The 23,120-nt window shown below is 64.2% G+C and carries 19 protein-coding genes; 14 read left to right on the top strand and 5 right to left on the bottom strand.

What is annotated here, in order from left to right:
- Positions 1-18: 18 nt before the first annotated feature.
- From cysS to cimA, 4 genes are all read left to right on the top strand, one after another.
- Positions 19-1,524, top strand: a complete 1,506-nt coding sequence (cysS, locus tag ACFFJ6_RS11790) for a cysteine--tRNA ligase (RefSeq protein ID WP_378387838.1) — start codon at positions 19-21, stop codon at positions 1,522-1,524.
- 208 nt (positions 1,525-1,732) lie between these two features.
- On the top strand, positions 1,733-1,864 hold the full coding sequence (locus ACFFJ6_RS11785) for a hypothetical protein (RefSeq protein WP_378387836.1): 132 nt from the start codon (positions 1,733-1,735) through the stop codon (positions 1,862-1,864).
- Positions 1,865-1,867: 3 nt separating this feature from the next.
- Positions 1,868-2,377 (top strand): GNAT family N-acetyltransferase, encoded by a 510-nt coding sequence (locus ACFFJ6_RS11780; protein WP_378387833.1) that lies wholly within the window; start codon positions 1,868-1,870, stop codon positions 2,375-2,377.
- Entirely contained in the window at positions 2,374-3,972 is a 1,599-nt protein-coding gene (cimA, locus tag ACFFJ6_RS11775) for a citramalate synthase (protein WP_378387831.1), read from the top strand. Before ACFFJ6_RS11780 ends, cimA begins: the two co-directional genes overlap by 4 nt.
- Positions 3,973-4,056: 84 nt before the next feature.
- Here the strand turns inward: cimA and ACFFJ6_RS11770 are convergent, their stop codons facing one another.
- On the bottom strand, positions 4,057-6,129 hold the full coding sequence (locus ACFFJ6_RS11770) for a c-type cytochrome (protein ID WP_378387828.1): 2,073 nt from the start codon (positions 6,127-6,129) through the stop codon (positions 4,057-4,059).
- Positions 6,130-6,333: 204 nt separating this feature from the next.
- Positions 6,334-6,933, bottom strand: coding sequence for an LOG family protein (locus ACFFJ6_RS11765; RefSeq protein WP_378387826.1), 600 nt, complete (start codon positions 6,931-6,933; stop codon positions 6,334-6,336).
- Between the two features lie 186 nt (positions 6,934-7,119).
- Between ACFFJ6_RS11765 and ACFFJ6_RS11760 the strand changes: the two genes are divergently transcribed.
- From ACFFJ6_RS11760 to ACFFJ6_RS11715, 10 genes are all read left to right on the top strand, one after another.
- Positions 7,120-9,075 carry an ABCB family ABC transporter ATP-binding protein/permease gene (locus tag ACFFJ6_RS11760; RefSeq protein ID WP_378387824.1) on the top strand — a complete coding sequence of 652 codons (1,956 nt, stop codon included), beginning with the start codon at positions 7,120-7,122 and terminating at the stop codon, positions 9,073-9,075.
- A 48-nt stretch (positions 9,076-9,123) separates the two neighbouring features.
- Positions 9,124-9,822 (top strand): phosphatidylserine decarboxylase, encoded by a 699-nt coding sequence (locus tag ACFFJ6_RS11755; RefSeq protein WP_054163469.1) that lies wholly within the window; start codon positions 9,124-9,126, stop codon positions 9,820-9,822.
- A gap of 76 nt (positions 9,823-9,898) precedes the next feature.
- On the top strand, positions 9,899-10,771 hold the full coding sequence (gene pssA, locus ACFFJ6_RS11750) for a CDP-diacylglycerol--serine O-phosphatidyltransferase (protein WP_378387821.1): 873 nt from the start codon (positions 9,899-9,901) through the stop codon (positions 10,769-10,771).
- A gap of 249 nt (positions 10,772-11,020) precedes the next feature.
- On the top strand, positions 11,021-11,794 hold the full coding sequence (locus ACFFJ6_RS11745; RefSeq protein ID WP_054163489.1) for a motility protein A: 774 nt from the start codon (positions 11,021-11,023) through the stop codon (positions 11,792-11,794).
- A 30-nt stretch (positions 11,795-11,824) separates the two neighbouring features.
- Positions 11,825-12,646, top strand: a complete 822-nt coding sequence (locus tag ACFFJ6_RS11740) for a flagellar motor protein MotB (RefSeq protein WP_378387818.1) — start codon at positions 11,825-11,827, stop codon at positions 12,644-12,646.
- 153 nt (positions 12,647-12,799) lie between these two features.
- Complete coding sequence (locus ACFFJ6_RS11735) at positions 12,800-14,698, top strand: potassium transporter Kup (protein ID WP_378387816.1); 1,899 nt, start codon at positions 12,800-12,802, stop codon at positions 14,696-14,698.
- Between the two features lie 190 nt (positions 14,699-14,888).
- Positions 14,889-15,215, top strand: coding sequence for a rhodanese-like domain-containing protein (locus ACFFJ6_RS11730; RefSeq protein ID WP_378389646.1), 327 nt, complete (start codon positions 14,889-14,891; stop codon positions 15,213-15,215).
- A 7-nt stretch (positions 15,216-15,222) separates the two neighbouring features.
- Complete coding sequence (locus ACFFJ6_RS11725; protein WP_378387814.1) at positions 15,223-16,377, top strand: aminotransferase; 1,155 nt, start codon at positions 15,223-15,225, stop codon at positions 16,375-16,377.
- 40 nt (positions 16,378-16,417) lie between these two features.
- On the top strand, positions 16,418-17,500 hold the full coding sequence (locus ACFFJ6_RS11720; protein WP_378389644.1) for a polyamine ABC transporter substrate-binding protein: 1,083 nt from the start codon (positions 16,418-16,420) through the stop codon (positions 17,498-17,500).
- Between the two features lie 137 nt (positions 17,501-17,637).
- A complete protein-coding gene (locus ACFFJ6_RS11715; protein ID WP_378387812.1) occupies positions 17,638-18,753 on the top strand; it encodes a hypothetical protein in 1,116 nt (371 codons plus the stop codon).
- A 155-nt stretch (positions 18,754-18,908) separates the two neighbouring features.
- Here the strand turns inward: ACFFJ6_RS11715 and ACFFJ6_RS11710 are convergent, their stop codons facing one another.
- The 3 genes from ACFFJ6_RS11710 to ACFFJ6_RS11700 all read right to left on the bottom strand — a co-directional run bounded on the left by ACFFJ6_RS11710 (position 18,909) and on the right by ACFFJ6_RS11700 (position 23,104).
- Positions 18,909-20,819: a B12-binding domain-containing radical SAM protein gene (locus ACFFJ6_RS11710; protein WP_378387809.1), complete on the bottom strand. Its 1,911-nt coding sequence runs from the start codon at positions 20,817-20,819 to the stop codon at positions 18,909-18,911.
- Between the two features lie 330 nt (positions 20,820-21,149).
- Positions 21,150-22,082, bottom strand: a complete 933-nt coding sequence (locus ACFFJ6_RS11705) for a lipid A biosynthesis lauroyl acyltransferase (RefSeq protein ID WP_378387807.1) — start codon at positions 22,080-22,082, stop codon at positions 21,150-21,152.
- Positions 22,082-23,104: a zinc-binding dehydrogenase gene (locus tag ACFFJ6_RS11700; protein ID WP_378387805.1), complete on the bottom strand. Its 1,023-nt coding sequence runs from the start codon at positions 23,102-23,104 to the stop codon at positions 22,082-22,084. Before ACFFJ6_RS11700 ends, ACFFJ6_RS11705 begins: the two co-directional genes overlap by 1 nt.
- Positions 23,105-23,120: the final 16 nt, after the last annotated feature.

The following is a 23,120-nucleotide window of genomic DNA, read 5'->3' as shown; positions in this document are numbered from 1 at the left end:
CGCAGGGGACGGGAATCCATGGCTTTGCGCCTTTACGACACGCTGACCAAGGAGAAGCGCGATTTCGCGCCGATCGATCCGTCGAACGTGCGGATGTATGTCTGCGGCCCGACGGTCTACGACTTCGCCCATATCGGCAATGCCCGGCCGGTCATCGTGTTCGACGTGCTGTTCCGGCTGCTGCGGCACCTCTACGGCGAAGCCCACGTCAAATACGTCCGCAACATCACCGACGTCGACGACAAGATCAACGACCGCGCCGCCTGTGACTTTCCGGGCCTGCCGCTCAACGAGGCGATCCGCAAGGTCACCGAGCGCACCGAAAGCCAATTCCACGACGACGTCGACGCGCTGGGGTGCCTGCGTCCAAGCGTCGAGCCGCGCGCGACCGAGCACATCGCCGAGATGCGGCAGATCATCGAGAAGCTGGTGGCCGGTGGCTTCGCTTATGTGGCGGCGGACCATGTGCTGTTCTCGCCGGCCGCGATGAACGCGGCGAACGGCCTGTTGCCGCGCTACGGCGCGCTGGCCAATCGCACGCTGGACGAGATGATCGCCGGCGCCCGCGTCGACGTCGCGCCCTACAAGCGCGATGCGACGGACTTCGTGTTGTGGAAGCCGTCCAAGCCAGGTGAGCCGTCCTGGCCGTCGCCGGCCGGCATCGCGGTCGAAGGCCGTCCGGGCTGGCACATCGAATGCTCGGCGATGTCGTGGAAGCACCTCGGCGAGACCTTCGACATCCACGGCGGCGGCATCGACCTCGTCTTCCCGCATCACGAGAACGAAGTTGCGCAGACCTGCTGCGCCTTCCACACCTCGCGCATGGCCCAGACCTGGATGCACAACGGCTTCCTGCAGGTCGAAGGCGAGAAGATGTCGAAGAGCCTCGGCAATTTTGTCACGATCAGGGAACTGCTGGAGGGGTGGAAGGGATATAGTTGGCCAGGCGATGCACTGCGTCTAGCAATGTTGAAGACCCACTACAGGCAGCCTCTCGATTGGACCTATGAGAATCTCGATCAGACCCACAAATTTTTGTGGGATTGGTATCTCGACATAGAGGATGTGGCACCATCGTCCGTGGTGCCAGCAGAGATTGTCACCCCGCTGGCTGACGACCTCAATACGCCCGCAGTAATCGCAGGACTGCATGTCCTCCATAAGTCGGGGCGGCTGGACGAGTTGAAAGCAGCACTGGTTTTCCTGGGATTAAGCGCAGACCGGGCTCGTATCCATCGATGGCCTATGGTTCCGCTCGTTGATGCTGGCGCGTTTAACGACGCTAATAATACTGTGTTAGCAGCAGCTCATCGGCGAAGCCTATCCGGCACCATTGCAGCTCAGAACGCTGATAGTTCAGTAGCTATCCAAAAGCTTGTGGATGCCCGCACTGCCGCCCGGGCCAACAAAGACTGGAAGGAATCCGACCGCATCCGTGACGAGCTCGCCGCAATGGGCATCACCATAAAGGACGGCAAGGACGCCGACGGCAAGCCGGTGACGACTTGGGAGATTGCGCGATGAGCGTCCCCCGCCCACGACGTCATTCCGGGGCGCGCGTCTTCGCGCGAACCCGGAATCTCGTCGCCGCAATCTCGGGATTCCGGGTCTGCGCTGCTGACGCAGCGCATCCCGGAATGACGAACGAGAGGGAGTGGGGCGCGGCTGGCGCAGCCGAGGCTCGCGGCGAAGTCTTGAGATTCAAGCTGACTACGCAGCGGGAGTTCGCCCGATGAACGACTCGAAGCCAACGTCGCGGCCGGACACGCCGTTTCCAAAGCACTGGCTGTACTACATCGCGTTGAAGATCGCGCTGCTGGCCGGCGCGACGGCGTTGGTGCTGAAGTTTTACGGATTTTGGTGAGTCATGAGCCTGACGGAAAAGCCCGGCCTGCGGCCGTATCTGCCCGAGGATGCCCAGATCGCGGCAGCGATCTTCATCGCGGCGATCGAGCAGCTCACCGAGGATGATTACAGCGAAGCGCAGCAGGAAGCGTGGGCCTCGGTGGCCGACGATGACGCGAAGTTCGCCGCACGGCTCGCTTCGCAGCTGACGCTGATCGCAACGCTGGGCGGCGCGCCGGTCGGCTTTGCGTCGCTGAAAGGCGCGGATCACATCGATATGCTCTATGTGCATCCGGATTTCACCCGGAGGGGTGTCGCGACGTCGTTGATCGACGCTCTGGAAAAGCTCGCCGGAGCGCGCGGCGCACAGGCGCTGACGGTCGATGCCAGCGACAACGCTGCCGAGTTCTTCACGCGCCGCGGCTACGTCGCGACGCAGCGCAACACGGTCACCATCAATGGCGAATGGCTCGCCAATACTTCGATGAAAAAGACGCTGGCGGACTCCGCGGCGCCGGGAGCGGATCAATGAGTCGCGAACGTCTGTATCTCTACGACACCACGCTGCGCGACGGCGCGCAGACCAATGGCGTCGACTTCACACTGCACGACAAGAAGCTGATCGCCGGACTGCTCGACGATCTCGGCATCGACTATGTCGAAGGCGGCTATCCCGGCGCCAATCCGCTCGACACCGAGTTCTTCGGCGAAGATCAGAAGCTGCAGCGCGCCACCTTCGCGGCGTTCGGCATGACGCGGCGGCCGGGCCGCTCGGCATCGAACGATCCGGGCGTCGCGCTGCTGCTCGAGGCCAAAGCGGGCGCGATCTGCTACGTGGCGAAGTCCAGCGAGTATCAGGTCCGCGTCGCCCTGGAGACCACCAACGAGGAGAATATCGCCTCGATCCGCGACAGCGTTGCGCTGGCCAAGGACAAGGGCCGCGAAGTGCTGGTCGATTGCGAGCACTTCTTCGACGGCTACAAGGAAAATGCCGCGTTCGCCCTGCAATGCGCCGAGGCGGCGTATCAGTCCGGCGCGCGCTGGGTGGTGCTGTGCGACACCAATGGGGGCACCATGCCGGACGAGATCGAGGCGATCGTCGGCGAGGTGGTGAAGCGCATCCCGGGCAGCCACGTCGGCATTCATGCGCATAACGACACCGAGCAGGCGGTGGCGAATTCGTTCGCGGCGGTGCGGGCCGGCGCGCGGCAGATCCAGGGCACGCTGAACGGGCTGGGCGAGCGCTGCGGCAACGCCAATCTGGTGTCGATGATCCCGACGCTGAAGCTGAAGAAGGAATTCGCCGACAAGTTCGAGATCGGCGTCTCCGACGAAAAGCTTGCCACGCTGGTGCAGGTGTCGCGCGCGCTCGACAACATCCTCGACCGCGCGCCGGATCCGCACGCGCCCTATGTCGGCGGCAGCGCTTTCGTCACCAAGACCGGCATTCATGCCTCGGCGGTGATGAAGGATCCGCATACGTACGAGCACGTCGCGCCCGAGACCGTCGGCAATCATCGCAAGGTGCTGGTGTCGGACCAGGCCGGCAAGTCGAATGTGCTGGCGGAATTGGCGCGCACCACCATCCAGGTCGACCGTGACGATCCGAAGCTCGGCCGGTTGATCGAGAAGATGAAGGAGCGGGAAGCGGCTGGTTACGCCTATGAGTCGGCGAATGCCTCGTTCGATCTGCTGGCCCGCGGCGTGCTCGGCAAGGTGCCGGAGTTCTTCCATGTCGAGCAGTTCGATGTGAACGTCGAGCAGCGCTACAATTCGCACGGCAAGCGCGTCACCGTGGCGATGGCCGTGGTCAAGGTCGTGGTGGACGGCGAAACCTTGATCTCGGCCGCGGAAGGCAACGGCCCCGTCAACGCGCTCGACGTCGCGCTGCGCAAGGACCTCGGCAAGTATCAGAAGTACATCGAGGGTCTGAAGCTGGTCGACTACCGCGTCCGCATCCTCAATGGCGGCACCGAGGCCGTGACTCGGGTGCTAATCGAGAGCGAGGACGAACTGGGCGAGCGCTGGACTACAATCGGCGTGTCGCCGAATATCATCGACGCCTCGTTCGAGGCGCTGATGGACTCGGTGGTCTACAAGCTGATCAAGAGCAACGCGCCGCTGTGAGTGCGCGCGGCGGTCTCCGCCGCCGCGTCTCGCTAAACGTTCTGTTCCGCACAGCGGCGCCTGCTCTGGCAGGGCCGCCGACGGCTAATAGCGCGCGTCCTTCGGCTTGGGGTCCTTCGGCCAATCCTTGACCTTGCCGGCGAAGTCGGGGCGTTCCATGTGCGAGAAGTAGTCCGCGACGTCGATTGCCTCCTGGTCGGTCAGGGCGCCGCCCTGGCCGAGCGGGAATTTGTCGTGGGTGCCGATCGGCATGTTGCGTTTGACGAAGGCGGCCGCCGTATAGGTTCGGGCCATGCCGGCACCGATGTTGAACGAACGCGCGCCCCACAGCGGCGGATAAACGAGCCGGCCGGCGTCATCCTTCAGGCCTTCGCCGTCGGCGCCGTGGCAGACTGCGCATTGCTTGGCGTAGATCTCCTTGCCGTGCTCCGGGTTCGGCGTCAGTGAAGTGTCGACCTTGCCGACGCCGCGGCCCGCGACCTTGTCCTCCGGCTTGGTTGCGCCCTTCATCCAGTCGAAATACGCAATCATCGCTTTCATGTCGTCGCCCTCGACCGGAAGCGGCTTGCCGTTCATCGAGCGCAGGAAGCAGCCGTTGATGCGATCTTCCAGCGTGATCACCCGGCCGGCACGCGGTGCGTAGCTCGGGAAGAACGCCGAGACGCCCACATAGGGGCTGCCGTCCGCGACGGTGCCCGCGTTGAGATGGCACGAGGTGCAGTTGAGGTCGTCGCCGACATAGTTGGGCAACAGCGTTCGGGTCTCGACATTCAGCCGCATGCCTCGCACTAACTGCTCGGCGTTCGGCTGGGCCAGCAGGTCGGCGAGCCGCGGTGTCTCGAACGGCGAATTGTCGATCGCGGGTCCGAGCGCTTTACGCGCCGCGGCGACATAGGCGGCGCTGACCGGGCCGACGCCCTGGCCCCAGCTTTCGCGCACGAAACTGAGGATGTCGGCGATCTCCTGGTCGCTGAGACGGGCGAAGGCCGGCATCGTCCACACGCGCGGATGTGCGGTTGTGGCGGCGGTCTTCCAGCCGGTGAGGGCGATGTGTACCAGCGTCGAAGGATCGTTGGCGGTGACGGTCGGATTGCCGGCGAGCGGCGGGAACACGCCCTTCACGCCGGTCCCGTCCGGCCGATGGCAGTCGTTGCAGAATTGCGTGTAGCCGAGCCCGCCGCGAGTGGTGAACGTATTTGTGGGCGGCTCGTGCGAGTTGGCGGGCGGCGCGACGTTGGGACGGTCCGACGGCAGCGCCTTCAGATAGCTGGCGATTGCCGTCAGGTCGTCGTCGGTGAGACGCTGCGTCGAGTGCAGGATGACGTCGGTCATGCCGCCAGCAGCGGTGGCGAACCGGTTCTGTCCGGTCTTCAGCATCTCGACCGTGTCGGGCACCGTCCACAAGCCGCGGAGGTTGAGTGCGTTCCAATGCTCGACGCGCGCGCCGGCGAGATAGAGCCGTCCGGTCGGGCCGGCGTCGCTCATCGCCTTCTCCTGGAAGGCAACGCCGCGCGGCGTATGGCATGCGCCGCAATGGCCGAGGCCCTGTACCAGATAGGCGCCGCGATTCCACACGGCGTCCTTTGCCGGGTCGGGCTTGAATGGCGAGGTGTCGAGGAAGACGTAATTCCACAGCGACAGACCGAACCGCAGACTGAACGGGAAGCGCATCTCGGCGGGGCGATTGGGCTGCGCCACCGGCTCCAGGCCGCGCTGCAAATACGCCCACAGCGCCTGCATGTCCGGCTCGGTCATCTTGGCGTAGGACGGGTAGGGCATCGCCGGATAGAGATTATGGCCGTCGGCGGCGACACCCTTGCGCATGGCGCGATCGAAGGCGGCGAACGACCAGTCGCCGAGGCCCGTTTGCGGATCCGGCGTGATGTTGGTCGACCAGACATTGCCGAACGGAGTTTCGAGCTTACGTCCGCCGGCCATCGTGGCGCCGCCATCAGCGGTGTGGCAGGCAACGCAGTCACCGAGCCTTGCAACGTATTCGCCGCGTGCGATCAAGGCAGGGTCGACTGGACCATCATCTTTCGCCTCGACTCGTGTCGTCTCCGCGATCCCGGCTGCTGCGCTAGCCGCCAGGGCCGCACTGATGACAGCCGCGGCAAGGCCGAGACGGTGGGCGAGCCTGTTATTTCTTTTTGTCATGGTCTGCTTCGTGCCGAACGTGTTGCGGCGCGAAAGCTAGGCTTCCACCGGAGTCTCGCCAACTCGGGATGTTCCCATAGGTCGCAATCGTATCTCGAGATCCGAATATATCGGATCGCGTGCGGCCGCGATGGTCGGCCGAGTCTTTGCGTCGGACTCCGGTAAGCGCAGCTTGCCCTTGGGAGCCGCGACTTCGTGGCTATGCTACAGCCGCTCGGCGATCTCGGGCGGCATGCCTTTCACGTCAGCCTCTGCTGCCGCTTCGCGAAGCTTCGGCAGGATGTCCGGGACGCGGTCGGCCTTCAGCACCTCGATCGCGAGCTGGGGCCGGATGAAGGCGGCCGCGCGCATGTGATCGATCAACGCCACGAACGGATCCCAGAACCCGTCGATATTGGCGATCAGGATCGGCTTCTGATGGCGGCCGAGTTGCTGCCAGGTCATCTGCTCGACCAGCTCCTCGAGCGTGCCGATGCCGCCCGGCAACGCCACGAAGGCGTCGGAGTGCTCGAACATCAGCCGCTTGCGGGCGTGCATGTCGTCGGTGACGATCAGGTCCTGCACGCGCTCGAGCGCGATCTCTTTGCTTCGTAGGAATCCGGGGATGATGCCAGTAACGGCGCCGCCGTGATCGAGCACCGCGTTGGCGACGGCCCCCATCAGGCCCACCGCGCCACCGCCATAAACCAGCCGAATGCCGGCCTCCGCGAGTTCCTTGCCGAAGGCCTGTGCGGCCTCCATGAAAAGCGGGTTGGTGCCGGGGCCCGATCCGCAATAGACGCAGACTGTCTTGATTTCGCTCATGGTCGGCGATGTGGCACCGCGAGATCACAGCGTCAAGACAAGACCGGATTGCGCGGCGCAACAGCCTGTTATGACGCGAACAATCGCGCTCTCAGGGTGCACGCGGGCGATGAAACACTATATGACAGCGCATCCGACGCATTTCCTGTCCGCCGCCTGTCCGGCGGACCTTTTCAGGCAGTCTTGATGGCCCACCCACATTCCCACTCGCAGAGCGGTCCCTCGGTCGCAACTCCGGAGGACGCAGCCGCCCAGAAGGCGACGCTCGGCGCCACGCTCGTTCATCTGTGGCCGTATATCTGGCCCGGCGACCGGGCCGACCTGAAGATGCGGGTGGTCTGGTCGGTGGTCCTGCTGCTGATCGCCAAGGCGGCGACGTTGATCGTGCCGTTCACCTTCAAATGGGCGACCGATGCGCTGACGGGCGCTGATACGGCCCCTGTCGAGAGTTCGAACTGGACCCTGTGGCTGCTGGCGTCGCCGTTGGCGCTGACGCTGAGCTACGGCCTGACCCGCGTGCTGATGGCGGTGCTGACGCAATGGCGTGACGGCATGTTCGCCCAGGTGGCGATGCACGCGGTACGCAAGCTCGCCTATCGCACCTTCGTCCACATGCACGAACTGTCGCTGCGCTTTCACCTCGAACGCAAGACCGGTGGACTGACGCGCGTGCTGGAGCGCGGCCGGCTCGGCATTGAAGTCATCGTCCGCATGGTGATCCTGCAGCTGGTGCCGACGATCATCGAGCTGTCGCTGGTGATGGCGGTGCTGCTGTGGCAATTCGACTGGCGCTACGTCGCGGCCGTCATGGTCACCGTCGTGGTCTACATGCTCTATACCTACAAGGCGACCGAATGGCGGATCGGCATCCGCCGCCGGATGAACGATTCCGACAGCGACGCCAATCAGAAGGCGATCGACTCGCTGCTCAACTATGAAACCGTGAAGTATTTCGGCGCCGAGGAGCGCGAGGCCAAGCGCTACGACAAGTCGATGCAGCGTTACGAAGACGCCAGCGTCTCGACCTACACCTCACTCGCCGTGCTCAACGCAGGGCAGGCGGTGATCTTCACCTTCGGTCTCACCACGACGATGCTGATGTGCGCCGTCGGCGTACGCAACGGCACCAACACGGTCGGCGATTTCGTGATGGTCAACGCGATGATGATTCAGCTTTATCAGCCGCTGAATTTCATGGGCATGGTGTATCGCGAGATCAAGCAGGCGATCATCGACATCGAGAAGATGTTCGCGGTGCTGTCGCGCAATCCCGAGGTCAAGGACAAGCCGAGCGCGACGCCTTTGCTCGTCACCAATGGCACTGTGCAATTCGACGATGTCCGCTTCGCCTATGATCCGTCGCGGCCGATCCTGAAGGGGCTCAGCTTTGAAGTGCCGGCCGGCAAGACGGTCGCGATCGTCGGCCCGTCCGGCGCCGGCAAGTCCACGATCTCGCGGCTGTTGTTCCGGCTGTACGACGTGTCGGCGGGCGCCATTCGGATCGACGGCCAGGACATCCGCGACGTGACACAGACGTCGTTGCGTGCGGCGATCGGCATGGTGCCGCAGGACACCGTTCTGTTCAACGACACCATCCGTTACAACATTCGTTACGGCCGCTGGGACGCGACCGACGCGGAAGTGGAGGAGGCGGCCGGGACCGCGCAGATCGATGCTTTCATCAAGGCGTCGCCAAAGGGCTATGAGACCGAAGTCGGCGAACGCGGCCTGAAGCTGTCGGGCGGTGAGAAGCAGCGCGTCGCGATTGCGCGAACCGTTCTCAAGTCGCCGCCGATCCTCGTGCTCGATGAAGCCACGTCGGCGCTCGACAGCCACACCGAGCACGAAATTCAGGGCGCGCTCGAGCGCGTGTCGAAGAATCGCACTTCGCTGGTCATCGCGCACCGGCTTTCGACCATCGTTGGGGCTGACGAGATCATCGTCATCGATCAAGGGCGGATTGCCGAGCGCGGCAGCCACGCGCAGCTGCTGGACCACGGCGGGCTGTACGCCAGCATGTGGAATCGGCAGCGGGAGGCCGAAGAGGCGCGGGAGCGGCTGGCGATGATCGGCGACGACGAGTCGCAGCCGCGGTCATCCACACTCGACGACGATCTGGCAAGTTCGGCCGCGGCGGAGTAATCGTGTCGCTGCATTTGGCCCGTCGTCTTCGAAGCTAGGGGACCTTCCATGTCCATCGTGAATTCCGTCCGCGCCCAGATCCCGCCGGTCCATCGGGAAGGCTATCCGTTCATCGCCGCGTTCGCGCTGGCGACCCTGGTCCTGTTCCTGATCTGGGCACCGCTCGGCTGGATCGGCGTGGTGCTGACGATCTGGTGCGCGCTGTTCTTCCGCGATCCGGTGCGGGTCACGCCGGTTCGCGACGGGCTTGTCGTCGCGCCGGCCGATGGCCGCGTGTCGATGGTGGTGCAGATCATCCCGCCGCCGGCGCTCGGGCTCGGCGACAAGCCGCTGCCGCGCGTGTCGATCTTCATGAGCGTGTTCAATTGCCACGTAAACCGCAGTCCGGTTGCCGGCCGGGTCGAGCGGATCATCTATTCGCCGGGCAAATTCATCAACGCCGAGCTGGACAAGGCGAGTGAGGACAACGAGCGCAACTCGCTGGTGATCTCGACGCCGACGGGGCAGATCGGCGTGGTTCAGATCGCCGGGCTGGTCGCGCGCCGGATCGTGTCGTTCGTCCGCGAAGGCCAGCCACTGGCGGTGGGCGAGCGCTTTGGTCTGATCCGCTTCGGCTCGCGCCTGGACGTTTACCTGCCGGAAGGCACCAAGCCGCTAGTGTCCGAGGGGCAGACCGCGATCGCCGGCGAAACCGTGCTGGCGGATATCAGCCTCGGCGACGGCGGCCGGACGTTCCGGGCCGACTGAGACAGCCTGGAGGGGCGGCCCAAAGCCTGCCATGATGGCGGCGCAGCCTGCGGGCTGCGTAAGTGAGGCAATGCAGATGCACTACGACCAGACGCCCCCCGAGACGCCGCGTCGCCGATTCGGTCCGATCCCGGTGCGCTTGCTGGTGCCGAACGTCATTACGCTGCTGGCGATTTGCGCGGGCCTGACCGCGATCCGGCTTGCGGTGGAAGGCCGGATGGAACTTGCGGTCGCGGCCATCGTGTTCGCCGCCGTGCTCGACGGCATCGACGGCCGCGTCGCGCGGATGATCAAGGGACAGTCAAAATTCGGCGCCGAGCTCGACAGCCTCGCCGATTTCGTCAATTTCGGCGTGGCGCCGGGCCTGATCCTGTATTTCTGGCAGCTGCATTTCCTGAGCAATGTCGGCTGGATCGCCGCGATGATCTTTGCGATCAGTGGCGGCCTGCGTCTGGCGCGCTTCAACGCGACGATGGACGATCCCAACAAGCCGGCCTTTGCGGCGAACTTCTTCACCGGCGTTCCGGCGCCAGCCGGGGCCATCACCGTGTTGCTCCCGGTCTACATGGGCTTTCTCGGCGCACCGACGCCGCCGGCCGTGCTGATCGCGCTGTACACGCTGCTGATCGCCTTCCTGATGGTGTCGCGCCTGCCGGTGTTCTCCGGCAAGGCGGTGCGGCTCCGGGTCGCTCCAGAAATGGTGCTACCCGTATTCGTCTCGGTGGTGCTCTTCATCGCGCTGCTGATCGGTTACCCGTGGCACATGCTGTCGGCGGGCTCGGTGCTCTATCTGCTCAGCCTGCCGCTCGGCTGGCGGTCCTACCGTGATCACAAGCGCAACGCCGCCGCGCAGGCGCCGCAGTCCGCTCCGTCTACGGCCGCCAAGAAGCCGACTCTCGTGGTGCCCGAGCAAGCATCGCAGGACGATCGACCTACCCGGCTGAACTGACATATCCCGTAAGCTCGTCGATCATCGGCCGGGGTCACCGCCGGCGGATGTGCCGTGCATGGTTAGCATTGCGTTGACGTGCTGCCATCGTGCCGGCGCCGCCCCCATCTCGCGATCAAGCCCGGCGCTGCGAGTTTAACCTTTACGCGTCTTTAATGGCGGCTGCTTACGGTGACTCCGTGCAGCGCAGAACGTGCTGCGCCGCCGCCAGCCCGGACTGGCGCGCATGTGCGCGTGTCGGAGTATAAGATGGATATCGCCACACTTCTCGGCCTCGTCGCGGGCGCCGCTGTCGTGTCTTCGCTCATCCTGATGGGCGGCAACTTCGGCATGTTCTACGACATCCATGCGGTGATCGTCATTTTCGGCGGATCCTTCGCAGCAACCCTGATCCGCTTCCCGCTGTCGGCGATGCTGCATGGCCTGCCGCTCGGCGCCAAATTTGCCTTCACGCTCAGCAATCTTTCCGCGCGCGACCTGGTCGACGAACTCGCCCGCATTGCCGAAATCGCCCGCAAGTCCGGTCCGGTCGGCCTGGAAAAGGTCGAGGCCGACGATCCCTTTCTGGCCAAGGGTGTACGCTACGTGGCCGACGGCTACGACATCGAGTTCATTCGCGACAACCTCGAGCGCGATCGCGACAACTTCCTGCTGCACCTCAACGAGGGCTCGAAGATCTACCGCGCGATCGGCGACTGCGCCCCGGCCTTCGGCATGATCGGCACGCTGCTCGGCATGGTGCAGATGTTTTCCAACATGCAGGATCCGTCCAAGCTCGGTCCGTTCATGGCGGTGGCGCTGTTGGCGACGCTGTACGGCGCGGTGGTGGCGAACCTGATCTGTCTGCCGATCGCCGACAAACTGCACACCAAGCTTGTGGACGAGGATACCAACCGCACGCTGATCATCGATGGCATTCTGATGATCCGCGACTCCAAGAGCCCCACGCTGGTCCGGGAAATGTTGCTCGCCTATCTGCCGGAGAAGCATCGCCACACCGAGGACGAAGGCGTTCCCGCTTAGTCGGGACGATAGCAACTCGGAAAGCGAGCCATGGCCAAGAAGAAGCGCGAGGAGGCACACGGCGGTCACGGCTGGTTCGTGACCTTCGCCGACCTGATGGCTCTGCTGCTCGCGTTCTTCGTGATGCTCACCGCGTTCTCGACGCAGGACAAGGACAAGCTCAAGGTCGTGGCCGGATCGATGCGCGAAGCCTTCGGCGTTCAGTCGGACGCGCGCTACTCCGGCATTATCGAGAACGACGGCCTGCCCACCCGCGGCAAGGTCAAGAACACCGAGCACGTCAATCCTGAGCTTTCGACCAGCAAGCCGGCACCCGGCGAAGCGAGCAAGGACGAGGGCGTTAATACCAAGGAAGAGCGCGAATTCGCCCTCGCATCGGCGTCGCTGCGTCAGGCTCTGCAGGACATGCCGGAAATCACCGAGCTGTCCAAGAACGTCATGTTCGAGGAAACCAAGCAGGGCCTCAATCTGGAGATCATGGACCAGGACGGACGTGCAATGTTCGCCGATGGCTCCAAGGCTCCATTCGAACGCACTCGGCGGCTGTTGCAGCGGCTCGCAGGGCCACTGCGGGCAACACCCCTGCGGATCACGATCTCTGGTCACACCTCAGCCGGGCTGATGCCGGCACGGAGCGATTACAACGGATTCGACCTGTCGGCCGACCGCGCCAACGCGGTGCGTCAGATCCTCGAACGGGAGGGCGTGCCGATGTCGCATTTCTTTGCGGTGACCGGCAGGGCCGACACCCAGCCGCTTTTTCCCGAAGATCCGTCGATCGCCGCAAACCGCCGCGTGACCATCACGCTGATGCGCGAAAACCCGACGCTGCCGCCGGGGCTGAAGCCGTAACAGCCTTGCCGAGCCTTGAAGCGCAAGCGGTGCTGCGCTCGCTCTGCCGTCCGCCGTCTTGACGGCGGCTATCTGCCGACCGCACACTTTTGGATGAGTTGAGAGACAGCCCCGGTTGGATCAAATCCGGAGGACGAACGTTCTACGGCGACCATGGCCCTGACCGAGGCATCGAAGCAGACGCCAGAAGCTCCCGCGGCGGCCGGATTCTGGACGCTGACGTTGGGCGGCATGGGCGTGGTGTTCGGCGACATCGGAACGTCGCCGCTCTATGCTTTCCGCGAGGCGGTTGCCGGCGCAGCCGGGGGTGAGCCCGCCACCCGTGTCATGGTTCTGGGTGTGCTTTCCCTGATCCTGTGGGCCCTGCTGATCGTCGTCACGGCGAAATACGTCCTGTTGTTGCTGCGCGCCGATAACAACGGCGAGGGCGGAACGCTCTCGCTGATGGCGCTCGGGCAACGTGCTCTGCGCCGGCGCAGCCTGGTGCTGCTGACCCTCGGCGTCGTCGGCGCGTCGATGTTTATCGGCGACTCGATGATCACGCCGGCGATTTCGGTTTTGTCCGCTGTCGAAGGCCTGAAGATTGCTGCGCCTGCGCTCGACCACTACGTAGTCCCGCTTACGCTCATCATTCTGGTCGCGCTGTTCGGCGTGCAGAGCAGCGGCACAGCCAAAGTGGCGCGGGCATTCGGTCCGGTGATGTTCGTCTGGTTCGGCATCCTCGCCGCGATGGGACTGACGCATATCAACGACGATCCAACGGTGCTCGCCGCGATCAATCCCTGGTATGCAGCACATTTCCTGCTCACCCACGGCACGATCGGTCTGGTGACGCTGGGCGCCGTCTTTCTCGCCGTGACCGGCGGGGAGGCGCTGTACGCAGATCTCGGCCATTTCGGGCGGCGGCCGATCCAGGTCGGCTGGCTCGGTTTCGTGCTTCCGGCGCTGCTGCTCAATTACTTCGGTCAGGGCGCGCTGGTGCTGTCCAATCCGGCGGCGCTCGAGAATCCCTTTTACCGGATGGTGCCGGACAGCTTCGTGCTGCCGCTGGTCGGAATGGCCACAGCAGCGACGGTGATCGCCAGCCAGGCGGTGATCACTGGCGCCTATTCGCTGATCAGTCAGGCCGTCCAACTCGGGCTGCTGCCGCGCTTCGAGGTGCGGTACACATCGGAAAGCCATGCCGGTCAAATCTATCTGCCGCGGGTCAACGCGCTACTGCTGATCGGCGTCCTGATTCTGGTGCTGGTGTTTCAGAGTTCAAGCCGCTTGGCGTCCGCCTATGGCATTGCCGTGTCGACGACCATGGTGACCGACGGCATCATGGGGTTCGTGGTGGTCTGGAAGCTATGGGGCTGGCGGCCGGCCGCCGCGGCGCTGCTGATCCTGCCGTTCGTGGCGGTCGACGCGATGTTCTTCAGCGCCAATCTACTCAAGCTGTTGGACGGCGCCTGGGTGCCGCTGCTGTTTGGTCTGTCGATGGCGGTGGTGATCTGGACGTGGCGCAAGGGCGTCACGATGCTGATGATCAAGACCCGGCGCTCCGAGGTACCATTTCGCGATCTGATCGACAGCCTCGAGCGGCATCCGCCGCATATCGTCAAGGGCAATGCGGTGTTTCTGACGTCCGATCCGGACTACGTGCCGAGCGCGCTGCTGCACAATCTCAAGCACAACAAGGTGCTGCACGAGCACAACGTCATCCTCACCATCGAGACCGCTCATACACCCCGGGTTAGGCCCTCTGATCGCGTGCATCTGGAGAAGGTCAGTGAGAAGTTCAGCAAGGTCCGGCTGCGCTTCGGCTTCATGGAAACGCCGAACGTTCCCAAGGCGCTGGTGCTGGCGCGCAAGCTCGGCTGGCCGTTCGACATCATGACGACGTCGTTTTTCGTCTCGCGCCGGGCGCTGAAGCCCGCCGCGCAATCCGCGATGCCGCGCTGGCAGAACAAGCTGTTCATCGCGCTGAGCCGCTCGGCCAACGATGCCACCGACTATTTCCATATCCCCACGGGGCGCGTGGTCGAGGTCGGGACGCAGGTCACGATCTGACCGAGCCGCCTGCGACCAAAGGGGCGGTGCATTTCGGGCGGGCAGGCGCTATGCAGCAAAGATGGCCGCAACTCTTTCCCGACGCTTGATTTTCCTCGCACTTGGCGCGACCTTGGCGGCGCAATGGCCCGGCTTGGTTCGCGTTATTGCGCAATTGGGTCCGGACAGTGCGATCGCGGGGGAACAGAGAGTGGTTGGCCAGGTTGAGGATTTGACGCCGCAGGAGGTCTCCAAGGGCATCGCGGAAGGACGCTATCTGCTGGTGGACGTGCGGGAGCCGAACGAGGTGGCCGCCGAGGCTTATCCCGATGCCGTGGTGGTTCCTCTGTCGACCTTCGACCCCAAATTGATTCCAGATCCGGCCGGCAAGGAGATCGTGTTCGCCTGCCGCTCCGGCAAGCGCTCGGTGACTGCCTCGCAAGCGGCCCAGGTCGCCGGCTTTGGGTACAACAAGCACTTGGCCGGCGGGATCCTCGGCTGGAAGGCGGCGGGCCTGCCCACAACGCCGGGCCGCTGACGGCGCGATGAACAGGGTTTTTGCCGATCTGCCCGTCACCGTGTTCGAGGCGATGTCGCAGCTGGCGCGCGACAACAACGCCATCAATCTGGGGCAGGGGTTTCCGGACGATCCGGGACCCGAAGACATTCGTCGCGCCGCCGCCGACGCGGCGCTGAACGGTTACAACCAGTACCCCTCGATGATGGGGATCCCCGAGCTGCGGCAGGCGATCTCCACGCACTATGCGCATTGGCACGGCGTCACGCTCGATCCGATGACCGAGGTGATGGTGACGTCCGGCGCGACCGAGGCGCTCGCCAGCGCGATCCTTTCGGTAGTGTCGCCCGGCGACGAAGTGATCGTTTTCCAGCCGGTGTATGATTCCTATCTGCCGATCATCCGGCAGGCCGGCGGCATCCCAAAGCTGGTCCGGCTGGAGCCGCCGCATTGGCGCGTCACCGAAGAGGCGTTGCGTGAGGTTTTCAGTCCCAAGACTAAGGCGATCGTCTTCAACAATCCGCTGAATCCCGCCGCGGTGGTGTATCCGCGGGAGGACCTCGAGTTGCTGGCGCGGTTCTGCCAGGAATTCGACGCGGTGGCGATCTGCGACGAGGTCTGGGAGCACGTCACCTTCGACGGGCTCAGCCACATCCCGCTGATCTCGATCGAGGGGATGCGGGACCGCACCATCAAGATTGGCTCGGCCGGCAAGATCTTTTCGCTGACCGGTTGGAAGGTCGGTTTCGTCTGTGCCGCGCCGCCGCTGCTGCGGGTGGCCGCCAAGGTTCACCAGTTTCTTGCCTTTACCACCGCGCCGAACCTGCAGGTCGCGGTCGCTTATGGCCTCGGCAAGAGCGACGATTACTTCCTGCAGATGCGCAAGGAACTGGCGCGCAGCCGAGATCGGTTGGCGGACGGCCTCGCTCGCATCGGCTTCCCGGTGATCCGGTCGCAGGGCACGTATTTTCTTACCGTCGATCTGGCGCCGCTCGGTCTCAATGAGACCGATGAGGCGTTCTGCAAGCGGATTGTCAACGACTACAAGGTTGCGGCGATCCCGGTGTCGGCCTTCTACGAGGAAGAGCCGGTCACGTCGGTGGTGCGGTTCTGTTTCGCCAAAAAAGACCAGACGCTGGATACCGCCCTGGAGCGTCTGTCGGACGCGGTGCACGGGCGGTAGGGCTTCGACGATGCGTATCTCTCTCTCCCGGTCGCTGCTGATGCTGAGCGCGGCCGCCGCTCTCGTTGCTGGTGCTGCAGCCCCCGCGCTGGCTCAGGACCGCACCGTCAATTTCTACAACTGGTCGAACTACGTCGCGCCGGGCGTGCTCGAAGAGTTCACCCGCGAGACCGGCATCAAGGTTGTCTACGACACCTTCGATGGCAATGAGACGCTGGAAACGAAGCTGCTCGCTGGCAAGTCGGGTTACGACGTCGTCGTGCCGACCGCCTATTTTCTGCAGCGCCAGATTGGCGCCAAGGTGTTCCAGAAGCTCGACCCTGCGAAGCTGCCGAACCTGAAGAATTCATGGGACGTGGTGACCAAGAAACTCGCGCTGTACGACCCCGGCAATCATTACGCCGCCAACTACATGTGGGGCACCACCGGCATCGGTTACAACGTCGCGGCGGCGAAGAGGATTCTCGGCGAGGGCGCTGCAATCGACAGCTGGAGCCTCGTATTCAAGCCGGAGAATCTCGCAAAGTTTAGGGACTGCGGCGTGCAGATGCTGGACTCGGCGGACGACATCCTGCCGGCGGCGCTGACCTATCTCGGTCTCGATCCGAATTCGACCAAGCAAGCCGATCTCGAGAAGGCCGCCGACGTGGTCGCGCAAGTGCGCTCCTCGGTGCGCAAGTTTCATTCGTCGGAATATTTGAACGCGTTGGCGACCGGCGAGATCTGCCTCGTGGTCGGCTGGTCGGGTGATATCAAGCAGGCGCAGTCGCGCGCAGCCGAGTCGAACAACGGTGTCGAGATCGGCTACGCGATCCCCAAAGAGGGGGCGCAGATGTTCTTCGACAATCTGGCGATCCCGGCGGACGCCCGGAATGTCGCCGAGGCGCACGAACTGATCAACTTCCTGTATCGTCCCGAAATCGCGGCGCGCAACTCCGACTTCCTGTCCTACGCCAACGGCAACAAGGCCAGCCAGGAGTTCATCAATCCGCGTATCCTGAACGACAAGACGATCTATCCGGACGAGGCGATGCAGGCACGCCTATTCGTGATCACCGCACGGGATCCGGCGACCCAGCGGGTGATCAATCGGCTGTGGACGCGGGTGAAGACGGGGCGCTGACACTCGGTCCCGATTGCCTGCGGTTGCGGGAGTAAATTCCGAGCACCGACATCAGCCAAACTGCGTAAGCGCACGAGTGCCCGAATCGGCCTCGGCGGGCGCAGGATCGGCTCATGCAAATGGCGATCCGATCCCTCGTGAGACTTCGTGGGGGCTACTCTTTCGCCGACTTGTGGCTGTGCGTTCTGGTTGTCTTCACCGGCCTCACGGGGACCGCCAGCGCTGGCGATGCGCTTCGAGAGCGCTGGGCGCCGCGCTGGACTGTTTCCGCCGAAGCGTTGGTGCTCGGCCGCGCAGGGGCAGGCAACCAATCGCTGGTCGCGCTGGTGCCGGGCGACGTGCCGTGGTGGACACCGGCCGGTCCGAACACGACCAACGTCCCTGGTGCCGAGGTGCTGAACAGCAATCAGCTCAACCAGCGCTTGGCCGCAGGGCCGCGGATCGGTATCAGCTACCGAGACCCATCGGGCTATGGCGTCGAGCTGTCCTACTTCAATGTGCTCGGATTAAAGGCGTCCAAAAGCGTCGGCCCCGAGACGCCCGCGCAATGGCTGGTGATGAAAGCGCCCGGCACGTTCTGGCAGACCCAGGACTACGCGTATCAGTCCATGGTGTGGCAGGACGAAAGCCGGTTGCACAGCCTGGAGGCTAACGTTCGGTTCGAACTGTCGCCGCGCGTCACGCTGCTGGCCGGCGTTCGCTGGCTGCAGCTGCACGACCAGCTGCAAGGCACGTTGGAGCCGGCCGACCTTGGCCAGCCGATGTGGAAGTTCAACGTTCCGAGCCGGCTGTCCGACGCCGTTCCGGTCCCCGACAGCCCGGTCGTGATCAATCCGCCGTTCTGGACGAGTTCGACGACCAACAACCTCTACGGCGTGCAGGTCGGCGCGCGCGCGATCCTGTGGGAGATCGAGCGGGTCTCGGTCGAGGGCCTGGCGAAGATCGGCCTGTTCGACAATCACGCGACGCAATTAGCGCTGGTCAGCATGCAGAAGCAGATCTACCCGACCGAGGCGACGACGGACGCCGCCGCGTTTGTCGGGCAGGGCGGCATCGCCGCGAGGTATCGGCTCAGCGATTACGTCGCGCTAAAGCTCGGATACGAAGCGCTATGGCTCGGCCGCGTGGCGTTGGCGCCCGCCCAAATTCAGGCGATTTCGACGACGCGGACCACCATTGCGGCGACCGGGGTGAACTGCCGCTCGTCGACGCTGTTTCAAGGCGTTACTGTAGGCATGGAGTACGCGTTTTAGTGTCGCGACGCATCACCGCCGTTGTCGTCCGGCTTGACCGCGCTGCATTATCCTAGAGCGCCGATGAGGAGGCGAAGCTGCTGACACTCTTGGATACTGGATGCCCCGCATGCGCGGGGTGAACCCGATCTGATGGAGGCCCTGCGGTCAGAAGGTCAAGCGGTCTTCGCCAGTTCGGGCGCTGGTGCGCCGCGGAGCGGGACCTTTCCGAGATCCCGTAGATCGACCGTCCCGGGCAGCGCATGGTCTGAGGGCTTGTCGCCGACGCCGCGCATCGGGATCGGGCTGACGGGCGCGCGGTCGTGCCGCTCGATCTTGCTGTGGAACAGCCGCCACGCCCAGCCGGCCGTCCGCCGATAGGTGTGGGCCAAGCCGATCATGCCGTAGATCTGCGCACCGGCATCGATCAGGTGCGCGCGGAGCTTGAGCTGGAAGCGGCGGCGCAGCTTCTTGATCGTGGAGTAGTTCTTGACCTCTTCGGCCGGCCGGGTTTCGGCGCTCGAAAACACGTCCGCGGTTTTCGAGAACACCAAGGCGGACATGAATCGGATCGGATTGAAGAAGTAGGTATAGGCGATCAGCAGATTGATCTGCTTCACCCATGGCCGAGCGTGCTTGGAGGCGACCACGTAGTTGCCGTCCATGATGTGCGGCTCGACGGTGACGTTGCCGGCCTTGCTGAAGGCGGTGCCGGATTCGAACACGTTCTCGTACCACTTCGAGCCCGGCGCCGGCGTCAGCATCATCACCTGCGTAGTGATCGAGCCGGCCTTGCGCAGCAGGCGGATCTGATTGATCAGGCCGTAGTTCGAATTCCACGTCACCAGCGGCTGGCTGTCGTGGTGCATCATCATCGGCATCGGCAGGATGTTGTTCTCGCGCAGCAGGCGGAAGGCGAGTTCGGTCTTATCCTTGTCCTGCGCCTTCTTCACCAGCGTTGCCGTCATGTCCTCGACGCCGAGCCACACCGCGGCGAAGCCGGCTTCGCGGATCAGCGGCAGGTGATCGCGCATGCCGACGGTGTCGTGCACGGTGACTTCGGTGCCGATCCGCACCTTGCAGAACGGCCGGCCATCCCGCGCCTTCTTCGCCAGCGTGCCGGCGATGTCGAGCGTGCGCTTGGTGTTGTTGAAGAAATTATCGTCGGCACCGAAGAAGTGATAGATGCCGAACGTGTTGGCGATCTGCTCGATTTCCTCGGCGATGCGTTCGCCGCTCTTGGCGCGAAACTGCGACTGGTTGTAAGCGGGGATCGGGCAGTAGGAGCAGCGGAACTTGCAGCCGGCGGTCATGACGAGCCCGGCGATCGGGCTGTGGCGCTTGACGCGATTGGCCGGCAGCGGCTGACTGGCCAGCGTCGCGGCGTTGCTGGGCGCTTCCAGCATGGTGAAGCCGTACATCGGGCTCGGCAGTTCGTCCATGTCGCCGAGCAGGCGTTGGACGCCGGTGTCGACCAGTTCGTCGATCGGGCCGTTCGGCGAGGCGCGGTTGGCGTAGACGATGCCCGGGACCTCATCCAGCGCGCCGATTGCCCGCGCGCGATGGAACACCGACCGCATCGTCTCGCCATCGGCACGCATCGACAGCAGCACGTTGAGCAGATCGAGAAAGACGTACTCCTCGCCGGTCACTGCGACGTCGGCAGACCAGGAGGCGTGACGATCGCCGCCGAAGACGTGCCACGGCTCGTAGCGAATGCGGGGGCCACCGACCATGATCAGCGGACGCTTGTCCGGCTCGATCGCGCAGGCTTCGCTGATCAGCCGATCGCATTCGGCGGAATGCAGATGCATGCTGGAAACCAGGAACAGGTCCGGAATGCGGCCGTCGAGCCGCATCTGCATCGGGCTGAAATTCCGGTTCCACTGCTGCAGCACAATCCGGGTCTTATGGAAGCCGACGTCGGCCAGCGCCGAGCCGATCGCGCGCACGCCGCCGGGAGCGAGCCGTGTGTCGGCGAGGACGAAGGGCAGGACGCGGGTGCGATGATCGAAGGCGTTGACGATAACGGTCGTCAGGTCATGCCGAGCGGAGAGGCCGCGTAGCCGCGTCCGCAAAGCCGCCATCTGGCCGGGAACCAGTAGTTCATCCCCACGGGCACGCCTTGGAAGTTCCATCTGGGCCTCGATCCTTAGCCGACATTCCGCGAAGCGCTGCTGCGCTACTCTGGAAGTAATCCAGGGGCCGGTCAAGCCGAGCGCCTCCAGGCGGGTCTAAGACCGCGAGAAATGGCCGCAGTATGTGCTCAATGTGTGACGCGGCTGTCTCATAGCGCACGATCGAGGACGCCGGTGTTGCGGCCCGAAGTTCCACCGGAGCCCAAAATCAAGGGCTCAATGACGGCCGTGCTATGCCAACAGGAGTCGACCGCTACTAAGCGTCGACTAAGTGCGCGGTTAGCGCCAGCGGCGATGAAGCCAAAGCCACTGCTCGGGCGTTTCGCGAATCCAGCTTTCGACCACCGAGGTAACCGCCTGCATCGTGCCCTGGATGTCGATCCGGCCGTCGGCGTCGCGGATCGGCGGGATCTCGTCGGTCAGCTCGGCGCGAAACCGGCCATCGGGCAGGCGGATCACGCGGGCGCCGTGCAGCGGGCATTCGATCTGGCGCAGGAGCTTCGCCAGCAGCGGATTGGCCTTCGCGGTGCGGCCGAAGAACGTGACGTCGACGCCTTTGGTGAAGTGTTGATCAATCAGCATCCCGACGTGCTTGCCGTCCTGTAGCGCCTGCGCCAGCTTGAACGGCGCGGTCGATCCGGCGGCGACGAGCTGCCCCATCTTCACAGAGCGGATCTCCTCGACGATACGGTCGGCGGCTTCGATATTCGGGCGGCGGTACAGCACGGCGGTGTCCAGCCCGTGCGCCACGGCGGCGACGGCCGGAAGCTCCCAATTGCCGAGATGGCTGGCGAAGATCAGCGCCGGCTTGCCGTCGTCGCGCAGCTTCTCGAACAGCTCGAGCGATCGAGCCGTGATTTCGATACGGCTGCGTTCGGGATGCTCGACGTCGTAATCCCACACCGAGTCGAGGTGCGCGAACTCTGCGGCCGAACGGCCGAGATTGTCCCACACGCCCGCGAGGATCGCGTCGATCTCTTCAGGCAATTTTTCCGGAAACGCCGCGGTGAGATTGGCGCGACCGATCCGTTGCTCCGGGAAGCGCGGACCGAACCTGCGCGCAACCGCGCCGAAAAGGCGGGCGCTCTTGTCCGGATCGAACTTCCGGGCCAGATGCAGCGCGCCGATCGCGACCGGCCCGACGATCTTGCCGACCAGACTCTTGGCCGCGCGCTGCGCACGCAGCTTGGTTCGGTAGAGGGCGAGCTTCATCAGAAGCGGACGATGATCTTGCCGAAGACCTGACGGCTTTCCATCCGCTTGAGCGCGGCTCCGACGTCGTCGAGCGGCACTTCGGTGTCGATCACCGGCAGCATGCCCGCCGCCATCTTGTCGAGGCTTTCGGCGATGTTGGTCATCGTCGCGCCGAACGAGCCGAAGATCTTGTATTGCTGCTGGAACAGCTGCATCAAATTGATGGTGGTCGTCGGGCCGGAGGTCGAGCCGCAGGTCACCAGTCGGCCGCCGCGCTTGAGGCTGAGCAGCGAGCCGTTGAACGTATCGGCACCGACGTGTTCGAAAACGACGTCGACGCCCTTCTTCTTGGTGATCTTGCGGGTCTCGTGCTCGAAGCGATCCTTGCGATAATTGATGACGTGATCGGCGCCGAGCTTCTTGACGCCTTCGATCTTGCTGTCGTCGCCGACGGTGGTGATCACCGTGCATCCGATCGCCTTCGCCATCATGATCGCGACGGTGCCGATGCCCGAGCCGCCGGCGTGGACCAGCACGGTTTCGCCGGGCTGCAGCTTGGCGTTGTCGAACAGCATGTGCTGCACGGTCGAGAATGCGATCGGCGCGCAGGCGGCGTCGCGCAGGTCGACGTTGTCCGGCACTGGGATCACCAGCCGCTCGGCGATGTTCATCAGCTCGCGCGCGAAGCCGTCGACATGGAAGCCGATCAGGCCGCCGACGTTTTCGCAGAGATTGTCGCGGCCTTCCTGGCAGGCCTTGCAATGCCCGCAGGTCAGCGCGCCGTACATCACGACCTTCTGGCCCGGCTTGAAGCGCGTCACGCCGTCGCCGACCGCCTCGATCGTGCCGGACGCCTCGGCGCCGACCACGATCGGAAGCTTGCGCTTGACGAAGGCCATGCCGCGATAGCCCCACACATCGATGTGGTTCAGAGCGACCGCAGCGATGCGGACCTGCACTTCGCCGGCCGCCGGCGGTGGGGGAGGCGGCAAGTCCGCGACCACGAGGTCGCGGTCGGCAACGAGGGTGAGCGCGCGCATCTTGCGTGTTCCGAAA

The organism is Rhodopseudomonas telluris, assembly GCF_042432815.1.
Classification (GTDB): Bacteria; Pseudomonadota; Alphaproteobacteria; order Rhizobiales; family Xanthobacteraceae; genus Rhodopseudomonas; species Rhodopseudomonas telluris.
This window is presented reverse-complemented; position numbering and strand designations above follow the sequence as displayed.

Excerpts from the sequence above, each read along its gene's own strand:
- cysS (WP_378387838.1), top strand. The coding sequence starts at position 19 with ATGGCTTTGCGCCTTTACGACACGCTGACCAAGGAGAAGCGCGATTTC.
- ACFFJ6_RS11785 (WP_378387836.1), top strand. The coding sequence starts at position 1,733 with ATGAACGACTCGAAGCCAACGTCGCGGCCGGACACGCCGTTTCCAAAG.
- ACFFJ6_RS11780 (WP_378387833.1), top strand. The coding sequence starts at position 1,868 with ATGAGCCTGACGGAAAAGCCCGGCCTGCGGCCGTATCTGCCCGAGGAT.
- cimA (WP_378387831.1), top strand. The coding sequence starts at position 2,374 with ATGAGTCGCGAACGTCTGTATCTCTACGACACCACGCTGCGCGACGGC.
- ACFFJ6_RS11770 (WP_378387828.1), bottom strand. The coding sequence starts at position 6,129 with ATGACAAAAAGAAATAACAGGCTCGCCCACCGTCTCGGCCTTGCCGCG.
- ACFFJ6_RS11765 (WP_378387826.1), bottom strand. The coding sequence starts at position 6,933 with ATGAGCGAAATCAAGACAGTCTGCGTCTATTGCGGATCGGGCCCCGGC.
- ACFFJ6_RS11760 (WP_378387824.1), top strand. The coding sequence starts at position 7,120 with ATGGCCCACCCACATTCCCACTCGCAGAGCGGTCCCTCGGTCGCAACT.
- ACFFJ6_RS11755 (WP_054163469.1), top strand. The coding sequence starts at position 9,124 with ATGTCCATCGTGAATTCCGTCCGCGCCCAGATCCCGCCGGTCCATCGG.
- pssA (WP_378387821.1), top strand. The coding sequence starts at position 9,899 with ATGCACTACGACCAGACGCCCCCCGAGACGCCGCGTCGCCGATTCGGT.
- ACFFJ6_RS11745 (WP_054163489.1), top strand. The coding sequence starts at position 11,021 with ATGGATATCGCCACACTTCTCGGCCTCGTCGCGGGCGCCGCTGTCGTG.
- ACFFJ6_RS11740 (WP_378387818.1), top strand. The coding sequence starts at position 11,825 with ATGGCCAAGAAGAAGCGCGAGGAGGCACACGGCGGTCACGGCTGGTTC.
- ACFFJ6_RS11735 (WP_378387816.1), top strand. The coding sequence starts at position 12,800 with ATGGCCCTGACCGAGGCATCGAAGCAGACGCCAGAAGCTCCCGCGGCG.
- ACFFJ6_RS11725 (WP_378387814.1), top strand. The coding sequence starts at position 15,223 with ATGAACAGGGTTTTTGCCGATCTGCCCGTCACCGTGTTCGAGGCGATG.
- ACFFJ6_RS11720 (WP_378389644.1), top strand. The coding sequence starts at position 16,418 with ATGCTGAGCGCGGCCGCCGCTCTCGTTGCTGGTGCTGCAGCCCCCGCG.
- ACFFJ6_RS11710 (WP_378387809.1), bottom strand. The coding sequence starts at position 20,819 with ATGGCGGCTTTGCGGACGCGGCTACGCGGCCTCTCCGCTCGGCATGAC.
- ACFFJ6_RS11705 (WP_378387807.1), bottom strand. The coding sequence starts at position 22,082 with ATGAAGCTCGCCCTCTACCGAACCAAGCTGCGTGCGCAGCGCGCGGCC.
- ACFFJ6_RS11700 (WP_378387805.1), bottom strand. The coding sequence starts at position 23,104 with ATGCGCGCGCTCACCCTCGTTGCCGACCGCGACCTCGTGGTCGCGGAC.